Origin of the sequence: Methylobacterium planeticum, assembly GCF_008806345.1 — a bacterium.
GTDB classification, from domain to species: domain Bacteria; phylum Pseudomonadota; class Alphaproteobacteria; order Rhizobiales; family Beijerinckiaceae; genus Methylobacterium; species Methylobacterium planeticum.
In genome coordinates, this window is sequence record NZ_VZZJ01000004.1 from 160,255 (window position 1) to 180,303 (window position 20,049).

At 71.3% G+C, this 20,049-nt stretch carries 21 protein-coding genes; 15 read left to right on the top strand and 6 right to left on the bottom strand.

What is annotated here, in order from left to right; translation table 11 throughout:
- Nucleotides 1–110 precede the first annotated feature (110 nt).
- The 8 genes from F6X51_RS06365 to F6X51_RS06400 all read left to right on the top strand — a co-directional run bounded on the left by F6X51_RS06365 (nt 111) and on the right by F6X51_RS06400 (nt 8,996).
- Nucleotides 111–1,877, top strand: a complete 1,767-nt coding sequence (locus tag F6X51_RS06365; RefSeq protein WP_150962382.1) for an acyl-CoA dehydrogenase — start codon at nt 111–113, stop codon at nt 1,875–1,877.
- A 43-nt stretch (nt 1,878–1,920) separates the two neighbouring features.
- Nucleotides 1,921–2,694 (top strand): enoyl-CoA hydratase-related protein, encoded by a 774-nt coding sequence (locus tag F6X51_RS06370; RefSeq protein ID WP_150962383.1) that lies wholly within the window; start codon nt 1,921–1,923, stop codon nt 2,692–2,694.
- Between the two features lie 35 nt (nt 2,695–2,729).
- Nucleotides 2,730–3,539 (top strand): SDR family NAD(P)-dependent oxidoreductase, encoded by an 810-nt coding sequence (locus F6X51_RS06375; RefSeq protein ID WP_150962575.1) that lies wholly within the window; start codon nt 2,730–2,732, stop codon nt 3,537–3,539.
- 10 nt (nt 3,540–3,549) lie between these two features.
- Nucleotides 3,550–4,410, top strand: a complete 861-nt coding sequence (locus tag F6X51_RS06380) for an SDR family oxidoreductase (RefSeq protein WP_150962384.1) — start codon at nt 3,550–3,552, stop codon at nt 4,408–4,410.
- A gap of 10 nt (nt 4,411–4,420) precedes the next feature.
- Entirely contained in the window at nt 4,421–5,425 is a 1,005-nt protein-coding gene (locus F6X51_RS06385) for a magnesium transporter CorA family protein (protein ID WP_150962385.1), read from the top strand.
- Nucleotides 5,426–5,607: 182 nt separating this feature from the next.
- Entirely contained in the window at nt 5,608–7,119 is a 1,512-nt protein-coding gene (locus F6X51_RS06390) for an ATPase domain-containing protein (RefSeq protein ID WP_150962386.1), read from the top strand.
- Nucleotides 7,116–8,204, top strand: coding sequence for an HWE histidine kinase domain-containing protein (locus tag F6X51_RS06395; protein ID WP_150962387.1), 1,089 nt, complete (start codon nt 7,116–7,118; stop codon nt 8,202–8,204). The genes F6X51_RS06390 and F6X51_RS06395 overlap by 4 nt, the downstream gene beginning before the upstream one ends.
- Before the next feature lie 30 nt (nt 8,205–8,234).
- The gene (locus F6X51_RS06400; protein WP_150962388.1) at nt 8,235–8,996 is read left to right on the top strand and encodes an SOS response-associated peptidase; all 762 of its coding nucleotides are present in this window, start codon (nt 8,235–8,237) and stop codon (nt 8,994–8,996) included.
- A 5-nt stretch (nt 8,997–9,001) separates the two neighbouring features.
- Here the strand turns inward: F6X51_RS06400 and F6X51_RS06405 are convergent, their stop codons facing one another.
- The 3 genes from F6X51_RS06405 to F6X51_RS06415 all read right to left on the bottom strand — a co-directional run bounded on the left by F6X51_RS06405 (nt 9,002) and on the right by F6X51_RS06415 (nt 11,360).
- Nucleotides 9,002–9,277 carry a hypothetical protein gene (locus F6X51_RS06405; protein WP_150962389.1) on the bottom strand — a complete coding sequence of 92 codons (276 nt, stop codon included), beginning with the start codon at nt 9,275–9,277 and terminating at the stop codon, nt 9,002–9,004.
- Nucleotides 9,278–9,349: 72 nt separating this feature from the next.
- Nucleotides 9,350–10,597 (bottom strand): class I SAM-dependent RNA methyltransferase, encoded by a 1,248-nt coding sequence (locus F6X51_RS06410; RefSeq protein WP_150962390.1) that lies wholly within the window; start codon nt 10,595–10,597, stop codon nt 9,350–9,352.
- Nucleotides 10,590–11,360, bottom strand: a complete 771-nt coding sequence (locus tag F6X51_RS06415; protein WP_150962391.1) for a TlyA family RNA methyltransferase — start codon at nt 11,358–11,360, stop codon at nt 10,590–10,592. The genes F6X51_RS06410 and F6X51_RS06415 overlap by 8 nt, the downstream gene beginning before the upstream one ends.
- A gap of 112 nt (nt 11,361–11,472) precedes the next feature.
- Here F6X51_RS06415 and F6X51_RS06420 point away from each other — a divergent pair, with 112 nt between their 5' ends.
- Nucleotides 11,473–12,021 (top strand): superoxide dismutase family protein, encoded by a 549-nt coding sequence (locus tag F6X51_RS06420; RefSeq protein ID WP_150962392.1) that lies wholly within the window; start codon nt 11,473–11,475, stop codon nt 12,019–12,021.
- Nucleotides 12,022–12,125: 104 nt separating this feature from the next.
- On the opposite strand, the gene F6X51_RS06425 is transcribed toward F6X51_RS06420, so the two are convergent.
- Together F6X51_RS06425 and F6X51_RS06430 are read right to left on the bottom strand one after the other, a co-directional pair.
- A complete protein-coding gene (locus tag F6X51_RS06425) occupies nt 12,126–13,481 on the bottom strand; it encodes an MFS family transporter (RefSeq protein ID WP_150962393.1) in 1,356 nt (451 codons plus the stop codon).
- Between the two features lie 122 nt (nt 13,482–13,603).
- The gene (locus F6X51_RS06430; RefSeq protein ID WP_150962394.1) at nt 13,604–14,494 is read right to left on the bottom strand and encodes an alpha/beta fold hydrolase; all 891 of its coding nucleotides are present in this window, start codon (nt 14,492–14,494) and stop codon (nt 13,604–13,606) included.
- 324 nt (nt 14,495–14,818) lie between these two features.
- Between F6X51_RS06430 and F6X51_RS28485 the strand changes: the two genes are divergently transcribed.
- Together F6X51_RS28485 and F6X51_RS28490 are read left to right on the top strand one after the other, a co-directional pair.
- Nucleotides 14,819–15,382 carry a hypothetical protein gene (locus tag F6X51_RS28485; protein WP_246696647.1) on the top strand — a complete coding sequence of 188 codons (564 nt, stop codon included), beginning with the start codon at nt 14,819–14,821 and terminating at the stop codon, nt 15,380–15,382.
- Nucleotides 15,379–15,591 (top strand): DUF1236 domain-containing protein, encoded by a 213-nt coding sequence (locus F6X51_RS28490; RefSeq protein WP_246696648.1) that lies wholly within the window; start codon nt 15,379–15,381, stop codon nt 15,589–15,591. The genes F6X51_RS28485 and F6X51_RS28490 overlap by 4 nt, the downstream gene beginning before the upstream one ends.
- Before the next feature lie 58 nt (nt 15,592–15,649).
- Here the strand turns inward: F6X51_RS28490 and hrcA are convergent, their stop codons facing one another.
- The gene (hrcA, locus tag F6X51_RS06440) at nt 15,650–16,747 is read right to left on the bottom strand and encodes a heat-inducible transcriptional repressor HrcA (protein WP_150962396.1); all 1,098 of its coding nucleotides are present in this window, start codon (nt 16,745–16,747) and stop codon (nt 15,650–15,652) included.
- Between the two features lie 296 nt (nt 16,748–17,043).
- On the opposite strand from hrcA, the gene F6X51_RS06445 reads away from it, so the two are divergent.
- The 4 genes from F6X51_RS06445 to hemW all read left to right on the top strand — a co-directional run bounded on the left by F6X51_RS06445 (nt 17,044) and on the right by hemW (nt 20,032).
- Nucleotides 17,044–17,319 carry a hypothetical protein gene (locus tag F6X51_RS06445; RefSeq protein WP_150962397.1) on the top strand — a complete coding sequence of 92 codons (276 nt, stop codon included), beginning with the start codon at nt 17,044–17,046 and terminating at the stop codon, nt 17,317–17,319.
- 126 nt (nt 17,320–17,445) lie between these two features.
- Nucleotides 17,446–18,159: a ribonuclease PH gene (gene rph / locus F6X51_RS06450; RefSeq protein WP_150962398.1), complete on the top strand. Its 714-nt coding sequence runs from the start codon at nt 17,446–17,448 to the stop codon at nt 18,157–18,159.
- Nucleotides 18,156–18,788 (top strand): RdgB/HAM1 family non-canonical purine NTP pyrophosphatase, encoded by a 633-nt coding sequence (rdgB, locus tag F6X51_RS06455; RefSeq protein WP_150962399.1) that lies wholly within the window; start codon nt 18,156–18,158, stop codon nt 18,786–18,788. The genes rph and rdgB overlap by 4 nt, the downstream gene beginning before the upstream one ends.
- A gap of 65 nt (nt 18,789–18,853) precedes the next feature.
- The gene (gene hemW / locus F6X51_RS06460; protein WP_150962400.1) at nt 18,854–20,032 is read left to right on the top strand and encodes a radical SAM family heme chaperone HemW; all 1,179 of its coding nucleotides are present in this window, start codon (nt 18,854–18,856) and stop codon (nt 20,030–20,032) included.
- The last annotated feature ends 17 nt before the right edge of the window (nt 20,033–20,049 follow it).

Below are 20,049 nucleotides of genomic sequence, written 5' to 3' on the forward strand. Positions count from 1 at the left end.
TATGTCGGCAGCGGGATGCGGGCCGCCCTAGCGTCGGGGCGGGCAGCGCGTCAAACGCCGAACCCGGCCCGGTCAGTGCAGCGTCGCCGAAGACGACGCGGGAGGAACCTATGAGCTATCGCGCGCCCGTCGCCGAAATGGCCTTCACCATGCGCCACGTGGCCGGGCTCGATGCCGCCATCGCGGGCGGCACCGCGGGCGACCTCACCTTGGACGATGCGCGGGCGATCCTCGACGAGGCGGCGCGGCTGGCCGACACCGTGATCGCGCCCCTGAACCGGGCGGGCGACCGCCACGGGACGCCGCTCACGGACGGCGCCATCACGACGCCGCCGGGCTGGAAGGCCGCCTACCGGGCCTTCGTCGAGGGCGGCTGGAACGGCCTCAGCGCCCCGGCCGCCTATGGCGGACAGGACCTGCCGCTCCTCCTCAACGCCGCCTGCAGCGAGATGTGGAACGCCGGCAGCCTCGCCTTCGGCCTGTGCCCGCTCCTCACCGCGGGGGGCATCGAGGCGCTCGACAAGCACGGCTCCGAGGATCTCAAGGCGCGCTACCTCGACAAGCTCGTCTCGGGCGAGTGGACCGCCACCATGAACCTGACCGAGCCGCAGGCGGGGTCCGATCTCGCGGCGCTGCGCAGCCGCGCCGAGCCGAACGGCGACGGCACCTACCGGATCACGGGAGCCAAGATCTACATCACCTACGGCGAGCACGACCTCACGGACAACATCGTCCACCTCGTCCTTGCCCGCCTCAAGGACGCGCCGGCGGGCACGCGCGGCATCTCGCTGTTCCTCGTGCCGAAGGTGCTGCCGGACGGGAGCCGCAACGACCTGCGCTGCTCCGGGATCGAGCACAAGCTCGGCATCCACGCCTCACCCACCTGCTCGATGGCCTTCGGCGACGGCGGCGGGGCCACGGGCTGGCTCATCGGCGAGGAGAACCGGGGCCTCGCCTGCATGTTCACGATGATGAACAATGCCCGGCTCAATGTCGGGCTGCAGGGCGTCGCCGTGGCGGAGGCCGCGACCCAGAAGGCCCTCGACTACGCCCGCGAGCGCCGGCAGGGCAAGGCGCCGGGCGCGACCGAGGCGATGAGCCCGATCATCGAGCACGCCGACGTGCAGCGCATGCTGCTGACCATGAAGGCCTGCACGGCGGCCGCCCGCGGCATCTGCTACCTCACCGCCGCCGCCATCGACGCGGCCGAGGGCCCGGACGGGAAGGCGGCCCATGACCGCGCCTCCCTGCTCACGCCCGTCGCCAAGGCCTTCTCGACCGACATCGCCAACGAGGTGACCTCCCTCGGCGTGCAGGTCCATGGCGGCATGGGCTTCGTCGAGGAGACCGGCGCGGCCCAGCTGATGCGCGACGCGCGCATCCTGGCGATCTACGAGGGCACCAACGGCATCCAGGCGATCGATCTGGTCGCCCGCAAGCTGCCCCTGGCGGGCGGCGCCACGGTGCGGGCCCAGATCGCCTGGATGCGGGGCGTCGTCGAGGGCGTCCTCAAGGATGCGAGCCCGGCCTTCGGGCACACGGCCGCGCGCCTGCGCGCCGCGGTCGAGAGCCTCGACCGGGCGACGAGCCACCAGCTGAAGGCCCTGGCCTCGAACCGCCCCGAGGAGGCGCTCGCCGGCGCGACCCCCTATCTGCGCCTTTTCGGGCTGGCGCAGGGCGGGGCGTGCCTCGCCAAGGCCGGGCTCGCGTCGAGCGCGGCGCTGAAGGTCGGCGAGACCGACCCGGCGCATGCCGCCCGGATCGCGCTCGCGCGCTTCTTCGCCGAGAACCTCGCCACCGCGGCCCCCGGGCTCGAGCAGACGGTGCTCGACGGGGCCGCCTTCACCCAGGACGCGCGGCTCGCCCTCGCGAGCTGACCCCACGCCGACGCAGCCGGCGTCGCGCCACCAAGGACCCACCATGAGCGAGCACGTCACGGTCGAGGATCTGGCCGGAGGCGTCCGGTTGATCCGGATGAACCGGCCGGAGAAGAAGAACGCGCTCACCGGCGCCATGTACGACGCCATGCGGGCGGCCCTCGAGGCGGCGGACGCCGAGGCCTCCGGCGTCGGCGCTGTGGTCTTCGCCGGCGTGCCCGGGATCTTCTCGGCGGGCAACGACCTCGCGGACTTCATGGCGGGGGCCGGCAAACCCTTCACGGAGGCGCCGGCCCTGCGCTTCATCCGGCAGCTCGCCCGGACCCGAACCCCGATGGTGGCCGCCGTCGACGGGATCGGCGTCGGTGTCGGCACCACCCTGACGCTGCATTGCGACCTCGTCTATGTCAGCCCGGCCGCGCGCTTCCGGATGCCCTTCGTGGAGCTCGGCCTCGTGCCGGAGGCCGCCTCGAGCTACCTCCTGCCCCGGCGCATCGGGCTCCCGAGGGCGACCGAGATGCTACTGCTCTCGGAAGCCTTCACGGGGGATTCGGCGGTGGAGCTCGGCCTCGCCAACGCGGTGATCCCCGCCGACATGCTGCTCGAGCACGCCCTCGCCCAGGCCGGGCGTCTCGCGGCGCTGCCGCGCAACGCCGTCGCGGCGACGCGCCGGCTCATGCGCGGCGATCAGGCCACCGTCGAGGCCGCCATCGAGGACGAGGCGAAGGCCTTCGACGCGCAGCTGCGATCCGAGGAGGCGCAGGCCGCCTTCCGGGCCTTCTTCGCCCGCAGCGCCAAGCCGGGCGTCCCGGCGTGAATCCAAAGCCCGACCTCTCCGGCCGGATCTGCCTGGTGGCCGGCGCCTCCCGGGGGGTCGGCCGCGGCATCGCCCGGGGCCTCGGCGAGGCGGGCGCCACCGTGATCGTGACGGCCCGATCGAGCGAGACCGGACCCCGCACCGAGATGCGCCCCGAGGCGATCGAGGACACCGCCCGCGAGGTCGACGCCGCTGGGGGCGAGGGGCATCACTACCTCTGCGACCACACCAGCGAGCGCGCCGTCGACGAATTGGTGCACTGGATCCTGCGCCGGTTCGGACGCATCGACGTGGCGGTGTCGAGCGTCTGGGGCGGCAACGAGGGCTATGACGGGGAGCGCTATCCCGACGGAGCGGCCTGGGGCACTCCGTTCTGGCGCCGCTCGGCAGAGCCCTTCGGGCGCTTCCTCGGCGCCGGTCCCTACGCGGGCCTGCTCCTCGCCCGCGCGGTCGCGCCCGCCATGGTCTCGGCCCGCGGCGGCCTCCTGGTGCTGGTCTCGTTCGGCACGGAGGAGGGCTATCTCGGCGACGTCTTCTACGACCTCGCCAAGGCGACGACGAACCGCCTGGCCCTCGCCTGCAGCGCGGAGCTGGGGGCCCACGGGGTGACGGCCCTCGGCCTGTCGCCCGGCTACGTCCGCACTGAGCGGGTGCGCGACCTCGGACAGACGGAGCTCGCCACCGAGAGCCCGCTCTATGCCGGCCGCGCCGTCGCGGCGCTGGCCGCCGACACGGCGGTGGCGACGCGCGCCGGGCAGATCCTTCATCCGGGCGACCTCGCCCGCGACTACGGCTTCACCGACGCGGACGGCAGCCAGCCCCCGCGCTTCCGGGTCGGCCCCTGAGGAGAGCAGCATGAGCACATCATTGAGGGGCAAGACCCTCTTCATCACCGGCGCCTCTCGCGGCATCGGCCTCGCCATCGGCCTGCGGGCGGCGCGCGAGGGGGCGAACGTCGCCATCGCGGCCAAGACCGCGACGCCGCACCCGAAGCTCGAGGGCACGATCCACACGGCCGCGGCCGCGATCGAGGCGGCCGGCGGCCGGGCGCTGCCCCTCGTCGTCGATGTCCGCGAGGAGGAGAGCGTCGCGGCCGCGATGACCCAGACCGCCGAGACCTTCGGGGGCATCGACATCGTGGTGAACAACGCCAGCGCGATCTCCCTCACGCGCACGCCGCAGACCGAGATGAAGCGCTTCGATCTGATGCACCAGATCAACACGCGCGGCACCTACATGGTCTCGAAATACGCGATCCCGTACCTCGCCAAGGCCGAGAACCCGCACATCCTGATGCTGTCGCCGCCCCTCGACATGCAGGAGAAGTGGTTCGCCCCCCATCTCGCCTACACGATGGCGAAGTTCGGCATGTCGCTCTGCGTGCTTGGGCTCGCCGGGGAGCTGCGCCGCCAGGGCATCGCGGTGAACGCGCTCTGGCCCCGCACCACCATCGCGACGGCGGCCGTCAACAACCTGCTCGGCGGCGAGGCCCTGATGCAGGCGAGCCGCAAGCCCGAGATCATGGCGGATGCCGCCCACGCGCTGTTCCTGAAACCGTCCCGCGAGGTCACGGGCCGCTTCCTCATCGACGACACGTTCCTGCACGAGAACGGTGTCACGGACTTTTCAAAATACCGCGTCACACCCGGCATCCCGCTTGCGCCGGACTTCTTCGTGCCGGATGGGAGCGTACCGCCGCCTGACGCCCTTGCCTGAGTGAGCTTTTGTGATCTTCATCCACCAGCCGGTCGCCGGCGCCGGGCACTCGCTCCTCGAGCGCCGCCCCCTCGAACTCCAGGACGCCATCCCCGACGACACGGTCTGGCTCGACATGATCCGGCCGAGCCGGGAGGAGGACCTGAAGGTCGAGGCCTTCATGGGCATCCAGGTGCCGACCCGCGAGGACATGAAGGACATCGAGCCCTCGGAACTCCTCTACGTGGAGGACGGGGCCCGCTACATGACCGGCCGGGTGCTCTCGAAGGTCAGCGACTCGGAGGATCCGGGGCTCGCGGGCATCACCTTCATCCTGCGCGAGAACCGCCTCGTCACCGTTCGCTACGAGGAGCCGCAGGCTTTCCGGATGTACACGCAGCGCGCGGGCCGCTCGACCGGCAACGGCCCGGCGAGCTTCCATTCCGGCGAGACCATCCTGGCCGGGCTGATCGAGACGGTGATCGACCGCGCCGCCGACGTGCTCCAGCTCCAGGGCGAGCGCATCGACCGGCTCTCGGGCAAGATCTTCGAGGTGCAGGATGACCCCTCCGCCCGCAACACCGCCCTGCAGGACACGCTCCGGGCCCTCGGCCGCCACGGCGACCTGATCTCGAAGCAGCGCGAGAGCCTGGTCTCGATGGAGCGCATCCTGCTCTCGCTCTCGGCGACCTACCGGACCAACAAGGCTCCCCGGGAGCTGCGCGAGGACGTGCGCTCGACCCTGCGCGACCTCCAGTCGCTGGAGGAGCACGCGACCTTCCTGTCGACCAAGATCCAGTTCCTCCTCGATGCGACCCTCGGCCTCGTGAATCTCGAGCAGAACAACATCATCAAGCTGTTCTCGGTCATGGCCGTGGTGTTCATGCCGCCGACCCTGATCGCCTCGATCTACGGCATGAACTTCAAGGCCATGCCCGAGCTCGACTGGCCCGTCGGCTACCCGATGGCGGTCCTGATGATGATCGTCGCCGCCGTGCTGCCCTACGCTTTCTTCCGCTGGAAGAAATGGCTGTGAGCATCGGAATGCGCGCGCCCCGCCGGCCCGCGCGGGCACCCCGGCCGCTTGGCACGTCCTGAGCCTGCGGGTACAGACGTTGTTCCCGCTCCGTGCTCGCCCGTGGCGCGTCGGGCCCCACCGGTCCGGTCCCCGGACAGCCCAGACCGCAGCCATCCAGCCCTCGATCGAGACCGACGTTCATGACAGCGACCTCCGGTGTTTCGAACAAGGCGAAGACCGGAATCGTCGGGCTCGACAACGTGCTCGTCGGCGGCCTCGTGCGCAACCGTCTCTACCTGCTGGAGGGCAGCCCCGGGACCGGCAAGACCACGGTCGCGCTGCAATTCCTGCTCGACGGCGCGCGCCTGGGCGAGCGGACCCTCTACATCACCCTGTCGGAGACCGACGAGGAGCTGCGCGACGGCGCCGCCTCGCATGGCTGGGAGCTCGATGACAGCATCACGATCTTCGAGGTGATCCCGCCCGAGAGCCTGCTCGACGCGAACCAGCAGCAGACCCTGCTGTACTCCTCGGACCTGGAACTCGGCGAGACCACCCGGCAGATCTTCGACGCTGTGGACCGGGTGAAGCCGACCCGCATCGTCCTCGACAGCCTGTCGGAGATCCGCCTTCTCGCAGGCTCGTCCCTGCGCTACCGGCGCCAGATCCTCGCGCTGAAGCACTACTTCGCGCGGCACGCCACCACCGTGCTGATGCTCGACGACCTCACGGCCGACTCCCTCGACAAGACCGTGCACAGCGTCGCGCACGGGGTCATCCGCCTGGAGGAGCTCGCCCCCGATTACGGCGCCCAGCGCCGCCGCCTGCGGGTGATCAAGTACCGCGGTCAGCATTTCCGCGGCGGGCATCACGACTACACGATCGAGCGCGGCGGCGTGCAAGTCTTTCCGCGCCTCGTTTCCCTCGAGCACAAGACCGGCTTCCACCGCGAGCGCCTCGTCAGCGGCATCGAGCAATTGGACACGCTCCTCGGCGGCGGGATCGAGAAGGGCTCCAGCACGCTGGTCCTCGGACCGGCCGGGACCGGGAAGTCGATTTTCACCCTCCAATACGTCCTGGCGGCGGCCGCCCGCGGCGAGAGCGCGGCGGTGTTCGTGTTCGACGAGGAACTCGGGCTGCTGTTCGAGCGCACGCGGCAGCTCGGCTTCGACCTCGGGGGTCTGCGGGCCTCCGGCCAGCTGCTGATCGAGCAGATCGACGCGGCGGAGCTGTCGCCCGGCGAATTCGCCCACAAGGTCCGGGCCCTCGTCGACGAGCACGCGGTGAAGACCGTGGTGATCGACAGCCTCAACGGCTACCAGGCCGCCATGCCGCAGGAGAACTCCCTCGTCCTGCACGTGCACGAACTGCTGCAATACCTGAACCGCCAGGGTGCCACGAGCTTCCTGACGGTCGCCCAGCACGGCCTCGTCGGCGACACGCAGACGCCGGTCGACGTGACCTACCTCGCCGACACCGTGATCCTGCTCCGCTACTTCGAGGCGGCCGGCCGGGTGCGCCGGGCGATCTCGGTGGTGAAGAAGCGCGCGGGCGTCCACGAGGACACGATCCGCGAATATCGGATCGGCAGATCCGGCCTCAGCATCGGGTCGCCGCTCGTGGGCTTCCAGGGCGTTCTGCGCGGCATCCCGACCTTCGTCGGCGACGAGACCGAGCTCGACGTGAACGGCGCGCACGAGCCGGCCCCGTGACGGCACCCCATAACCCGCATTCGGAACGGATCCTGATCCTGACGCCGCACGGGCGCGACGCCGTGATCGCGGCCTCCCTCCTCGGCGAGGCGCAGATCCCCACAATCATCTGCTGCGACCTGCATCACCTGCATCGGGGGCTGGTCGAGGGCGCCGGGATGGCGCTACTCACCGAGGAGGCGATCCGCACCGCCGATCTCAGCCGTCTGAGCCAGTGGATCGCGAGCCAGCCGCCCTGGTCCGACATGCCCTTCATCCTTCTCACCGGGCGGGGCGGCGGACCCGAGCAGAACCCGGCCGCCTCCCGGCTGTCGGAGATCCTCGGAAACGTCATCTTCCTGGAGCGCCCGTTCCACCCGACCACGCTGATCAGCGTGGCGCGCACGGCGTTGCGCGGGCGACGCCGCCAGTACGAGGCGCGCGCGCGGCTGGAGGCGTTGCGCGAGGGCGAGAGCCGCCTCAAGGCGGCACTGCAGGCCGAGCAACGGGGCGCCCAGCATCAGCGCCTGCTCATCGACGAGTTGAACCACCGGGTGAAGAACACGCTGGCGACCGTGCAGTCGATCGCGACGCAGACCCTGCGCAACGCCGATTCCAACGACGAGGCCTACGCGTCCCTCGAGACCCGGCTCCTCGCCCTCTCGCGCGCGCACGACGTGCTCACCCGCGAGAACTGGGAGGGCGCCGACCTGATCGAGGTCGTGACCCAGGCCATCGCCCCCTATCGCGGCCGCGGCGGCGAGCGCTTCCGCATCGACGGACCGGAGGTCCGCCTGTGTCCGCGGATGTCGCTCGCCATCGCCATGGCGATCCAGGAGCTTGCCACGAACGCGGTGAAGTACGGGGCGCTGTCCAATGCCGAGGGCGGCGTCGTCATCGATTGGAGCGTGAAGAACGGGGTCACGCCGCCGCGGCTTGCCTTCCGCTGGTGCGAGGAGGGCGGCCCGATCGTCCGGGCGCCGAAGCGCCGGGGCTTCGGATCGCGCCTAATCGAGCGCAACCTCGCCCGCGACCTCGACGGGTCCGTCGAGATCACCTTCGCGCCGAGCGGCGTGGTCTGCACCGTGGACGCGCCCCTGAGCTGAGGGCGCGGGCCGGCCGGGAGGGATCGGAGCATGTGCGGACGCTTCTTCATCGCGCAGGCGCCCGAGATCTTTCGCGAGTTCTACGGGTATCCGGAGCGTCCGAACTTCCCGGGCCGCTACAACGTGGCACCGACGCAGCCGGTGGCGGTGGTCCTGGCCGAGGCCGGGGAGCGTCGCTTCCGGCTGATGCGCTGGGGCTTCTGGCCAGGATGGCTCAAGGACCCGAAGGATTTTCCCCTGGTGATCAACGCGCGGGTCGAGACCGTGCAGGAGAAGCCGACCTTCCGGGGTGCACTCCGCCACCGCCGCTGCATCGTCCTGGCGGACGGCTTCTACGAGTGGCGGCGCGAGGGGACCGGGCGCAATGCCGTGAAGACGCCGTTCAAGATCAGCCGCCAGGACGGGGCCCCGATGGCGCTGGCGGGCTTGTGGGAGAACTGGATCGGCGCGGACGGGTCCGAGATCGATACAGCAGCGATCGTCACCACGGGCGCCAACGGCACCATGGCGGCGGTCCACGACCGGATGCCGGCGATCCTGGCCCCGGAGACGATCGGGCCGTGGCTCGATACCCGCACGGTCGATGCCCGCGAGGCGGCCGGCCTGTGCCGACCCTGCCCGGACGCGTGGCTGCGGCTCGAACCCGTGAGCGCCCGGGTCAACGATGCGCGCAACGACGATGCGTCGCTGATCGTGCCGGTTGGCCGGCCGCAAGCCGCGGCGACGCGCGCGCTGCCGCCCGAGGATCGGCCGCGATCGAGCGACGAAGACGCGCAGGGCTCGCTGTTCTAGCGGCCTCAGCAGCCGCGGCAGATGCTGCCCTCGATACTGTCGGCGGCGTTGCGCTCGCGCCGCTCGACGGCGGACGAGGGAACCTCGCCCGGGCCGAGGGACGTGCCCGGAGGCTTCGTCACGCCGAGGGAGTTCGTGTAGGGGGCGGTCACCGTCGAGGTCGGGCCGCCGCCCGTTCCAGTCTGGTCGGGTGCCCCGCGGAGATCCTGCTGCGAGAGGACCGGAAGCGGCGCGAACAGGCCGGCGAGGACAACCGCCGACAGGAGACGAGATGCTGACATGGTGCCCTCCGACGCCCGCCTAACGCGGCAGCGGCCCGGAAGTTCTAGTGCGAAGCCGTACGCTTCCGCTGATCAGCGCCGCTTGCGCACCGGCTCGCGCCGGAACACGCCCACGACCTCGACATGGGCCGAGTAGGCGAACTGGTCGACCGGGGTGACCCTCTCCAGGCGGTAGCCCCCGGCGATCAGGGTCGCGGCATCGCGCGCGAAGGTGCCGGTATCGCAGGCGACGCCGACGACGAGCGGCACCTTCGATTCGGCGAGCTGCCTGGCCTGCGCCTGAGCGCCGGCCCGCGGCGGATCGAACACCACGGCGTCAAACGCATTGAGGTCGTGCGCGAGGAGCGGCCGGCGGAACAGGTCGCGGCGCTCGGTGGTGACGCGGCGCAAGCCGGGCCGGCCGCGCACGGCGCGATCGAGTCCGGCGAGCGAGGCGTCATCGCCCTCGACGGCGTGGACCTCGTGGGCCCGGGCGAGCGCCAGGGTGAAGGGCCCACAGCCGGCGAAGAGGTCGGCGACCCGCTTCACCCGCCGGTCGAAGGCCGTGAGCACGAGCTCGGTGAGCGCGGCCTCCCCGGCCGCCGTCGCCTGCAGGAAACCGCCGGGCGGCGGCAACAGATGCCCCTCGCCCGAGGGGATCTGCACCGGGCGGCGCTCCACGACGACGTCGCCATGGAGCGCGAGGCGGACGAGGTCGAGTTCGCCCGCGAGGCGCACCAGCGCCGCCCGCACGCCCTCGCCGACGGGGCCGTGCCCGCGCAGGTCGACGTCGAGCCCCGCCTCGCTCGCCGTCACGGCGACGTCGAGGGGCTTGCGGCCGTGGCCGAGGGGGGCGCTCAGGGCCCGGGCGATCGCGGGAGCTTGGTGCAGGGCCGGCACGGTGATCGGGCAATGGTCGATCGCCACGAGGGCGTGGCTGCGGGCTTCCATCAGGCCGGCCTCGGCACGGCCCTCGACGGCGCGGACGTGCAGGGTGATCCGCCGCCGGCCCGCGCCGCGGGCATCGCGCACCGGTCCGGACGTCACCGGGAGGCCGGCCTGCGACAGGGCCTGGGCCAGGAGCCCCTGCTTCCAGGCCGCGTAGGGCTCGGGCGCGAGGTGCTGCACCGCGCAGCCGCCGCAGCGGGTGAAGTAGGGGCAGAACGGCGCGATCCGGTCGGGCGAGGCCTCCTCGACCGCCAGGAGATCGCCGCGTTGTCCCTCACGCAGGATGCTGACGCGCTCCCCCGGCAGCGCGTAGGCGACCGCGAGGCCATCCGCGGTCAGGCCATCGCCGCGGGCACCGAGGCGGCGGATCGTGACGGTCTCGGGTTCAGGCATTCTGGAGTCCAGGTTGTCCGCGCGCGAGGGGCGCCGTCGCGCCGATCAGGAATTCGCGGTTGCCGTCGCCGCCCGCGACCGGCGAGGGCAGGGTGGCCAGCACGGAGAAGCCGAGGTCGCCGAGGCAGCCGGCCACGGACGCGCAGACCTCGGCATGGACGGCCTCGTCCCGCACGATGCCGCCGCGCCCGATACGCGCGCGGCCGGCCTCGAATTGCGGCTTGATCAGCGCCGCGAGGGCCGCGCCCGGCGCCAGAAGGGGCGCCACCGCCGGCAGGACGAGGCGCAGCGCGATGAAGCTGACGTCGACCGACACCAAGCTCGGTGCGTCCCCGAGGGTTCCCGGCTTGAGACGGCGCACATCCGTGCCCTCGAGGCTCGTCACCCGCGGGTCGGCCGCCAGCGAGGCGTGGAGCTGACCGCGCCCGACATCGACGGCGTAGACATGGGCGGCGCCGCGCCGCAGCAGGACGTCGGTGAAGCCGCCCGTCGAGGCTCCGACATCGAGGCAGGCGCGGCCGGCGGGGTCGAAGCCGAAGGCGTCGAGGGCGGCGCTCAGCTTCACGCCGCCGCGCGACACGTAGGGATGCGGCTGCCCCGCCGCGATGGCGGCATCGGGCGCGAGGGCGTCGGAGGCGCGCGCCACGGGGCGGCCATCCGCACGGACGAGGCCCGCCGCGATGGCGGCTTGCGCCCGCGCCCGGCTCTCGTAGAAGCCCCGCTCCACCAGGAGGCGATCGGCCCTGAGCCGCTCCCGCGTCATGTCGCTCGGATATCCCTGTGCGTGCGCCCGGGGCGCGATCGTGTACGGTCAAGCCCTGTCGAAGAACCGGGGCGGCGCCTAACTAGCTCAGCGTGGAGAGGAGAGCCATCACATGACACGCCTATTGCCGTTTCTCGCGGTCCTCGCGAGCGTGACCCCCGCCCTGGCCCAGAAGGCCGAGGCGCCCGCCGCGCCCGCGGCGCCTGCCGCGCCCCAGACCTTCGAGAGCGAGATTCGGAACAACAAGAACGAGCCGATCGGCAAGATCATGATCCGGGACGGCGCGAACTCCCTGGTGATGCGCCTCGCGATCCAGGCCGGCGGCCTGCCGCCCGGCTGGCACGGCATCCACTTCCACGCGGTGGGGGATTGCTCGGACGTCGAGAAGTTCGAGAAGTCGAAGGCACACGTGAACCACGACCAGAGCAAGCACGGGCTCCTGAACCCGGACGGGCCGGACGAGGGCGACCTGCCGAACGTCTACGCCAATGCCGACGGCTCGGTGAATGCCGAGGTCTCGAGCGAGACGCCGCTGACCGGGGAGGGCGGCCTTAAGGACGGCGACGGCTCGGCGCTGATCATCCACGCCAACCAGGACGACCACGCCACCCAGCCGATCGGCGGCGCCGGCGCCCGCATCGCCTGCGCGGTCATCAAGTAGCATCGAGGCGCGTCCGCTTTCCCGCCCGGGTGGGTGGGAAAGCGGAGGGCGCGAGGGTCCGGGGCTTCACGCGTGCGCGAGGCCTTTACGCATGCGCGAGGCCTTTACGCATGCGCGAGCTTGGGCTTGGCGCCGAGCGCCTCCTCGACGGTGCCGTCGCCGTCGAGATAGCCATGCCGCTTCGGGTTCGGCATGATCACCGAGGCCACGAAGGCGACGGCGAGCAGGACGGTTACGTACCAGAAGAAGGTGCTCTCGCTGCCCGCATCCTTGAACCAGAGGGCGACGTACTCGGCGGTGCCGCCGAAGGTGGCGTTGGCCAGCGCGTAGGAGAGCCCGACCCCGAGGGCCCGCACGTTGGTGGGGAACAGCTCCGCCTTCACAATACCGCTGATGCCCGTGTAGAAGCTGATGACGACGAGGCCGAGGGTGATCAGCGCGAAGGCGACAAGCGGATCCTTGTTGGTGCCGAGCGCGCTCATCAGGGGCACCACCATCAGGGTGCCGAGGCCGCTGTAGAGCAGCATGTTCGCCTTGCGGCCGATCCTGTCCGAGAGGGCCCCGAAGATCGGCTGGATCGCCATGTAGACGAGAAGCACCATGGTCATCGTCTGGGAGGCGGTGGTCTTCTCCATCTGCGCGGTGTTGACCAGGTACTTCTGCATGTAGGTCGTGAAGGTATAGAAGCTCAGCGAACCGCCGGCCGTGTAGGCGAGCACGACGCAGAAGGCGCGCCAGTGCTTGAACAGCTCGCGGAAGGTCCCGGCCTCCTCGCGGTCGCCGCCCTTCTCCATCGTCTCCGCAAGCGAGCGCCGGAGATAGAGCGCGACCACCGCCGCGAGCGCCCCGATGAAGAACGGGATGCGCCAGCCATAGGCCCGGAGCTGGTCGGCGGTCATCACCGCCTGCAGCGTCACGAGCACCAGGGAGGCCAGGAGTTGCCCGCCGATCAGGGTGACGTACTGGAATGAGGCGTAGAACCCGCGCTTCCCCTTCAACGCCACCTCGCTCATGTAGGTGGCGCTGGTGCCGTACTCGCCGCCCACCGAGATGCCCTGCACCATGCGGGCGAGGAGGAGCAGGATCGGCGCCGCCGTGCCGACGGTCTCGTAGGTCGGCAGGATGCCGATGGCGAGGGAGCCCGCGCACATCATCAGCACCGAGATCACCATCGAGGTGCGGCGCCCGAGCCGGTCGGCGATGCGCCCGAACAGCCAGCCGCCGATCGGGCGCATGAAGAAGCCCACCGCGAAGATGCCGGCCGTCTGCAGGAGCTGGCTCGTGGTGTCGCCCTTGGGGAAGAAGGCCGGGGCGAAGTAGAGGGCGAAGAAGGCGTAGCAGTAGAAGTCGTACCACTCGACCAGGTTGCCGGACGAAGATCCGACGATCGCCATGATGCGCCGGCGTCGGTCCGCCGCGTCGTTCTCGGCGGAGGGTGCAATCCCGATCGAGTCGGACATGGCGTGTTCCTTGAGCCTGTGGGCGGCCTGCGGCCGATCTTCTTGGTCCCGGAGGTTAGACGTCCGCGCGCGAATTCAACAAGGCCGGGGGCGGCTTGAGACGGGGATGCCCCGACGATCTGTCACCCCGCCGCGCGCGTGAGGCCGCGCTCCGCGAGCCATTCCGCCAACACGGCGTTGACCCGGCCGGGCGCCTCCTGCTGCACCCAATGGGAGACGCCGGGAAGGCGTCTGAGCGTGAAATCCCGCACGAGCGGGCCGTAGCCCTCGGTGAGTTCGAGGCCGAGCGCGGTGTCCTCCTCGCCCCAGACCATCAGGACCGGGATGTCGATCGGCGGCCCCGCGCCGGTCTCCGCGAGGCCGCGCAGGTTCGCGCGGTAGTAATTCAACATCGCCGTCATGGCGCCGGGCTTCACGGCGTTGTCGCGGTAGTGATCGAGGACGCTGTCCGGAAATGCGCTCTTGTCGACCGCCATCCCGGTGAAGGCGCGTCCCACCGCCGCGGCGGCGTCGCGGGTCAGGACCCATTCGGGCAGACGCGGGATCTGGAAGAAGGCGACGTAGAGGGACCGGACCCGCTGACGCCAGGATCGGCGCAGGACCCTGCGGAAGATCGTGGGATGGGGCACGTTCATCACCACGAGACCGTCGAGGGGCAGGCGCCGCCCGATCGCGACGTTCCAGGCGACGAAGGCGCCCCAATCGTGCCCGACGAGGAGGCGGCGGCGGGCCCCGAACGCCTCGAACAGCCCGGCGGTGTCCGCAACCAGATGCTCCATCCGGTACGCCGCGAGGCCCCCCGGGCGATCGCTGCCGCCGTATCCCCTCATGTCCGGCGCCACGGCGTGCCAGCCGAGCTCGGCGAGGACAGGCAGTTGATGGCGCCAGGAGAAGCGGCTCTCCGGGAAGCCGTGCAGACAGAGCGCGATGTCCGGCCCCGATCCGGCCTCGTCGACGGCGAAGCGGAGGCCGTTGGCCTCGATCGTGCGGGTGGTGATGCGGCTCGCGTCCATCCTGGGGATCCGTTGCGTGGTCTCGGGCGGCGTCCGGTGCCAACGCCGCGTACCCGGGCGGGGTCCCGGGCGAGGTCCCGGCCGATCCCGCGAGACCTCGCAGCCAAGCGAAAGTCACGGTTGCATCGGGGTTGCCTCCAGCACGGAACGGTTTCGAGCGGATCCTCGTTGCGGGCTGCAGTCGGGACCATCAGGTCCCGCCACGCAACGGGAAGTGGAATCACGCCATGAGCAAGCTCTTTCGGAGCACGATGACGGCTGCCCTCTTGGTAGCCAGTGCGGCAACGGCCTTCGCCCAGGGCGGCGGGGCTGGCGGTGGAGCCGGTGGCGGGGCTGGCGGCGGGGCCGGAGGCGGTGCGGGCATGGGCGCCGGAGGCGGAGCCGGCGGCGCGGGTGGCGGGTCCGGAGCGGGCGGCGGCGGAGGTGCGGGCGCCGGTGGTGGAGCCGGGATGCGCGGCGGCGAGGCTGGAGGAGCCGGCGGTGCCGGAGGCGCGGGCCCGCGCGGCGGAGCTGGCGGCCCGGCAACCCAGGGCACCGCGCCCGAGGGCGGGCGAGACGGTGGTGCGGCGGGCCAGCGCGGCGGACGCGAGGAGGGTGGACCGGCCCAGCGGGGGGCTCAGCCCGGCGAGCAGCGCGGTACGCAGCCGGGCGAGCCGCGGGGCGCGGGTGAGCGCGGCGGGCGCGACGGCGCCGCCGAGCGGGGCGACCGCGGCGACCGCGGCGATCGGGGCGACCGTGGTGATCGCGGAGACCGTGGTGATCGCGGAGACCGCAATGACCGGGGCGGGCGCGAGGGTGCTGAGCGGGGCGGCGCGAATCGTTCCGAGGCTCGCGGGGCGGCGACACGCCTCGATACGCGCCAGCGCACGGAATTCCGTCAGTCGGTGACCCGGATCGGCGTCTCGCCGGTGCGCAACGTCAACTTCCGGGTGAATGTCGGCACGGCGATCCCGCGTTCGGTGACGCTGCACGCGCTGCCGCCGTCGATCCTGACCCTGGTGCCGGCCTATCGCGGCCTCCAGTTCATCCTGGTCGAGGACGACATCGTCATCATCGACCCGGACACCTTCGAGATCGTTGACGTCATCCCGGCCTGACCGGGCCGGCTCCGGGCATCCGGAACGGGCGAGGCGCCGCGCCTCGCCCGTGTCACCGTCACCGGCTGCCGTCGAGAAGCTTCGAGACGACGCGCGCGGTGTAGTCCACCATGGGCACGATGCGCGCGTAGTTCAGGCGCGTCGGGCCGATCACCCCGACGACGCCGACGATCTGCTGGGACCCGTCGCGGAAGGGCGCGGCGATCATCGAGGAGCCCGAGAGCGAGAACAGCTTGTTCTCCGAGCCGATGAAGATGCGCACGCCCTCGCCGCCCTCGGCACGCGCGAGCAGCTCGATCACGTCCTTCTGGGTCTCGAGGTCGTTGAAGAGTAGGCGGATGCGCTCAAGATCCTCGACGGCGCGCAGGTCGTCGAGGAGGTTCGCCTGGCCGCGCACGATGAGCTGGCGCGCATCCGAGGGTCCCACCGTGGTGGCGAGGCCCGCATCGACGAGGCGCTCCGTGATGACGTCGAGCTCCCGCTTCATCGCCTGACGCCCGGCCTCGATCTCGGCCCGCAGGGTCCCGAGGGTCCGTCCCTGCTGCAGGCGGGCGTTCAGGTAGTTCGACGCCTCCTGGAGCGCGCTCGCCGGAAGGCCCGCAGGCAGGTCGAGGATGCGGTTCTCGACCGAGCCGTCGTCCGACACGAGCACGACGAGCGCGCGGCTCACGTCGAGACGCACGAACTCGATGTGCTTGAGCTGGACGTTCATCTTGGTGGTGACGACGACGCCCGCCCCCCGGGAGATGCCCGAGAGCATCGTGGAAGCCTCGGCGAGGGCGGAATCGAAGGTATGGCGCGAGGCGGCGGCACGCATCTGCGCCTCGATCCGCGCCTGCTCCTCGCGGCCGACATCGCCGAGTTCCAGCATCGCGTCCACGAAGAAGCGCAGGCCCTGCTCCGTCGGAAGCCGGCCCGCCGAGGTATGCGGAGCGTAGATGAGGCCGGAATGCTCGAGATCCGACATCACGTTGCGGATCGAGGCCGGGGACAGCGCCATCGGCAGGATCCGCGCGAGGTTGCGCGAGCCCACGGGTTCGCCGGTCGAGAGGTAGCTCTCGACGATCTGGCGAAAGATCTCCCGCGCCCGGTCGTTGAGCGCGGCCAGCGCCTGGAACTGATGCGGCGAGGAGAGGGTACGGGGGGGTTCTGTCACGATCTCTGTTCCTGCCGGGCGATTGTGTGCGCCCGGCGCGCCGGGATCAATCGGCTGCGCGCTCGCAAATCGCCGTCGATGCCCGCGTCAGTAAAATAAATTCCGGCCCAACACTTGCTGAACAGAAACCCCGCTCCAGGACGAAATTATCCAAGGACAATCGCAAACAGGTCGGAATAATCCCAGCACAGGTGCGTTGTCAGTCTGTGAAGCGCGCGGATTATCCGTCGCGCGGTGGGACGATAACCCCACCTTTTCAGGGGCCGGTTTCGATGCGTTCTGTTTTCAAGATGATCATGCCGAAAGTTTTCGCAACGGCTCTCGCGGTCGCGGGACTGGCCCTCACCGCGGCGCCGCGGACCGCCGAAGCCGCACCGCTCGCGGTCTCCAGGCAGGTCGCCTCTCCGGATGCCGGCGCCACCGAGGTCGCCTACGGCTCGGGCCATGGCCGCTTCGTCGGCCACCATCGCCGCCATCTGCGCGGCCATCACCGCATGCATCATCGGCACTACCATCACGGCCGGCACTCGCATCGCGGCCATCACCACCGCATGCATCGTCACTTCCGCTGATCGCAACGACCGGGGATCGCCGTTGCAGGGCGGCGGTCCCCGGCGCGCGAAGGCCCTCGGCGCGGGTTGCCGCCCCGGCCGGCCCGGCCTAAGAGCCCACCCTGGTTTCCGACAGGGAGAGTGGCGATGCGGCCCTCGAAGCGCGCACCCGACGAGTTGCGCAAGGTCACGCTCGAGCGGGCGGTCTCGCGCTACGCCGAAGGCTCCTGCCTCGTCAGCTTCGGCGAGACGAAGGTCCTCTGCACGGCCTCCCTCGAGGAGCGGGGCCCGTCCTGGCTGCGCGGCTCCGGCAAGGGCTGGGTCACGGCGGAATATTCGATGCTGCCCCGCGCCACCCACGAGCGCACCCGCCGCGAGGTCAATTCCGGCAAGCCCTCGGGACGCACGCAGGAGATCCAGCGCCTGATCGGCCGCTCGCTCCGCGCGGTCACCAACCTGCCGGCGATCGGCGAGCGCCAGATCACGGTGGATTGCGACGTGATCCAGGCCGACGGCGGCACCCGCACGGCCGCCATCACGGGGGCCTGGGTGGCCCTCCACGATTGCTTCGCCTGGATGCGGAGCCGCTCGATCATCTCGGTCGATCCCCTGCGCGAGCACGTCGCGGCGATCTCCTGCGGCATCGTCAAGGGCGTCCCGGTGCTCGACCTCGAATACTCGGAGGATTCCGCGGCGGAGACCGACGCCAACTTCGTGATCACGGGGTCGGGCGGGCTCGTCGAGGTGCAGGGCACCGCCGAGGGCGCACCGTTCTCCGAGGCCGAGCTCCTCGAGCTTCTGCGCCTCGCCAGGGGCGGCGTCGCGGAGCTCGTCACTCTCCAGAAGCAGGTCGTCGCGTGAGCCACCGTCTCCTCACCGGCCGGGTCGTGATCGCGACCCACAACGCGGGCAAGCTCGTGGAGATTCGCGAACTCCTCGCGCCCTTCGGCGTCGAGGCGGTGTCGGCGGGCGAGCTGAACCTGCCCGAGCCCGAGGAGACCGGCACGATGTTCGCCGAGAACGCGGCGATCAAGGCGCTCGCGGCCGCGACGGCCTCGGGGCTTCCGGCCTTCGCGGACGATTCCGGCCTCTGCGTCGACGCCCTCGACGGGGCGCCGGGCCTGTTCTCGGCCCGCTGGGCCGGCCCCGGGAAGGACTTCTCCGGCGCCATGGCGCGGATCGCGGAGGAACTCGACCGGCGCGGCGCCACGAACCGGCGCGCCCATTTCGTCTCCGCCCTCGTCATCGCCTGGCCCGACGGCCACACGGAGTTGTTCGAGGGCCGGGTCTTCGGAGACCTCGTGCAGCCGCGGGGCGTGGCCGGGTTCGGTTACGACCCGATGTTCCGGCCGGACGGCTTCGACCGCACCTTCGGGGAGATCTCCTCCGAGGAGAAGCACGGGGTCGATTGGCAGAGCGGCAACGCCCTCTCGCACCGGGCCCGCGCCTTCGTGAGCCTGGCGGCGGCCTGCCTGCGGCGCCCGGCCTGAGCGTTCAGGCCGGGTCAACACGGTTCGGCATTGCCAAACCGGGGATCCGCGCGCACATCCGCCCCATGAGCGAACCCTCCGGCCCGGACCATCCGACCCGCGATGCGGGCTTCGGGGTCTACGTGCATTGGCCCTTCTGCGCCTCGAAGTGCCCCTATTGCGACTTCAACAGCCACGTGCGCCGCGCGCCCGTGGACGAGGCCCGCTTCCTGAGGGCGTTCCGGACCGAGATCCGGCACGTGGCCGCGCGCACGCCCGGCCGCACCGTGTCGAGCGTGTTCCTCGGGGGCGGCACGCCCTCGCTGATGCAGCCCGCCACCGTGGCGGGCCTCCTCGACGCGATCGCGGGGGCATGGGGCACGGCGCCGGATGTCGAGATCACCCTCGAGGCGAACCCGACGAGCGTCGAGGCGGGCCGCTTCCGCGGCTACCGGGCGGCCGGGGTCAACCGGGTCTCCCTCGGGGTGCAGGCCCTCGACGACGCTTCGCTGAGGAGTCTCGGCCGCCTCCACACCGCCGAGGAGGCGATGACGGCCGTGCGCACGGCGGCGGCCCATTTCGAGCGCTATTCCTTCGACCTGATTTATGCCCGGCCCCAGCAGACCCCCGCGGCCTGGGGGGCGGAGCTCGCCGAGGCCATCGCGCGGGCGGCCGAGCACCTGTCGCTGTACCAGCTCACCATCGAGCCGGGCACGCCCTTCCACGGCCTCGCCGCCGCGGGCAAGCTCGTGCCCCCCGACGAGGAGACGGCGCGCGCCCTCTACGAAGTGACACAGGAGACCTGCGCCCGGGCCGGGCTGCCGGCCTACGAGATCTCGAACCACGCGCGCCCCGGCGCGCAGTCGCGGCACAACCTGCTCTACTGGCGCTACGGCGAGTATGCGGGAATCGGCCCCGGGGCCCATGGCCGGCTCGTGACGGCGACCGGCCGCCTCGGAACGGTCACCGAGCGCGCCCCCGAGGCCTGGCTCGCACAGGTGGAGGCCGACGGCCACGGCATCGTCGAGACGGAGGGCCTGAGCGCCGCGGACCAGGGCGACGAGTTCCTGATGATGGGGCTTCGCCTCGCCGAGGGCATCGACCCGGACCGCTACGCCGCCCTGAAGGGCCGCCCCCTCGATCCTGCCCGGCTCGCCGCCCTCCTGGGCGACGGCTTGCTGGCGCGGCTGCCGGATGGGCGCCTCGCGGCGACGCCCCGGGGGGCGCCGGTGCTCAACGCGGTGGTGGCCGAACTCGCGGCCTGACGCCCCCTTCGCCCGAC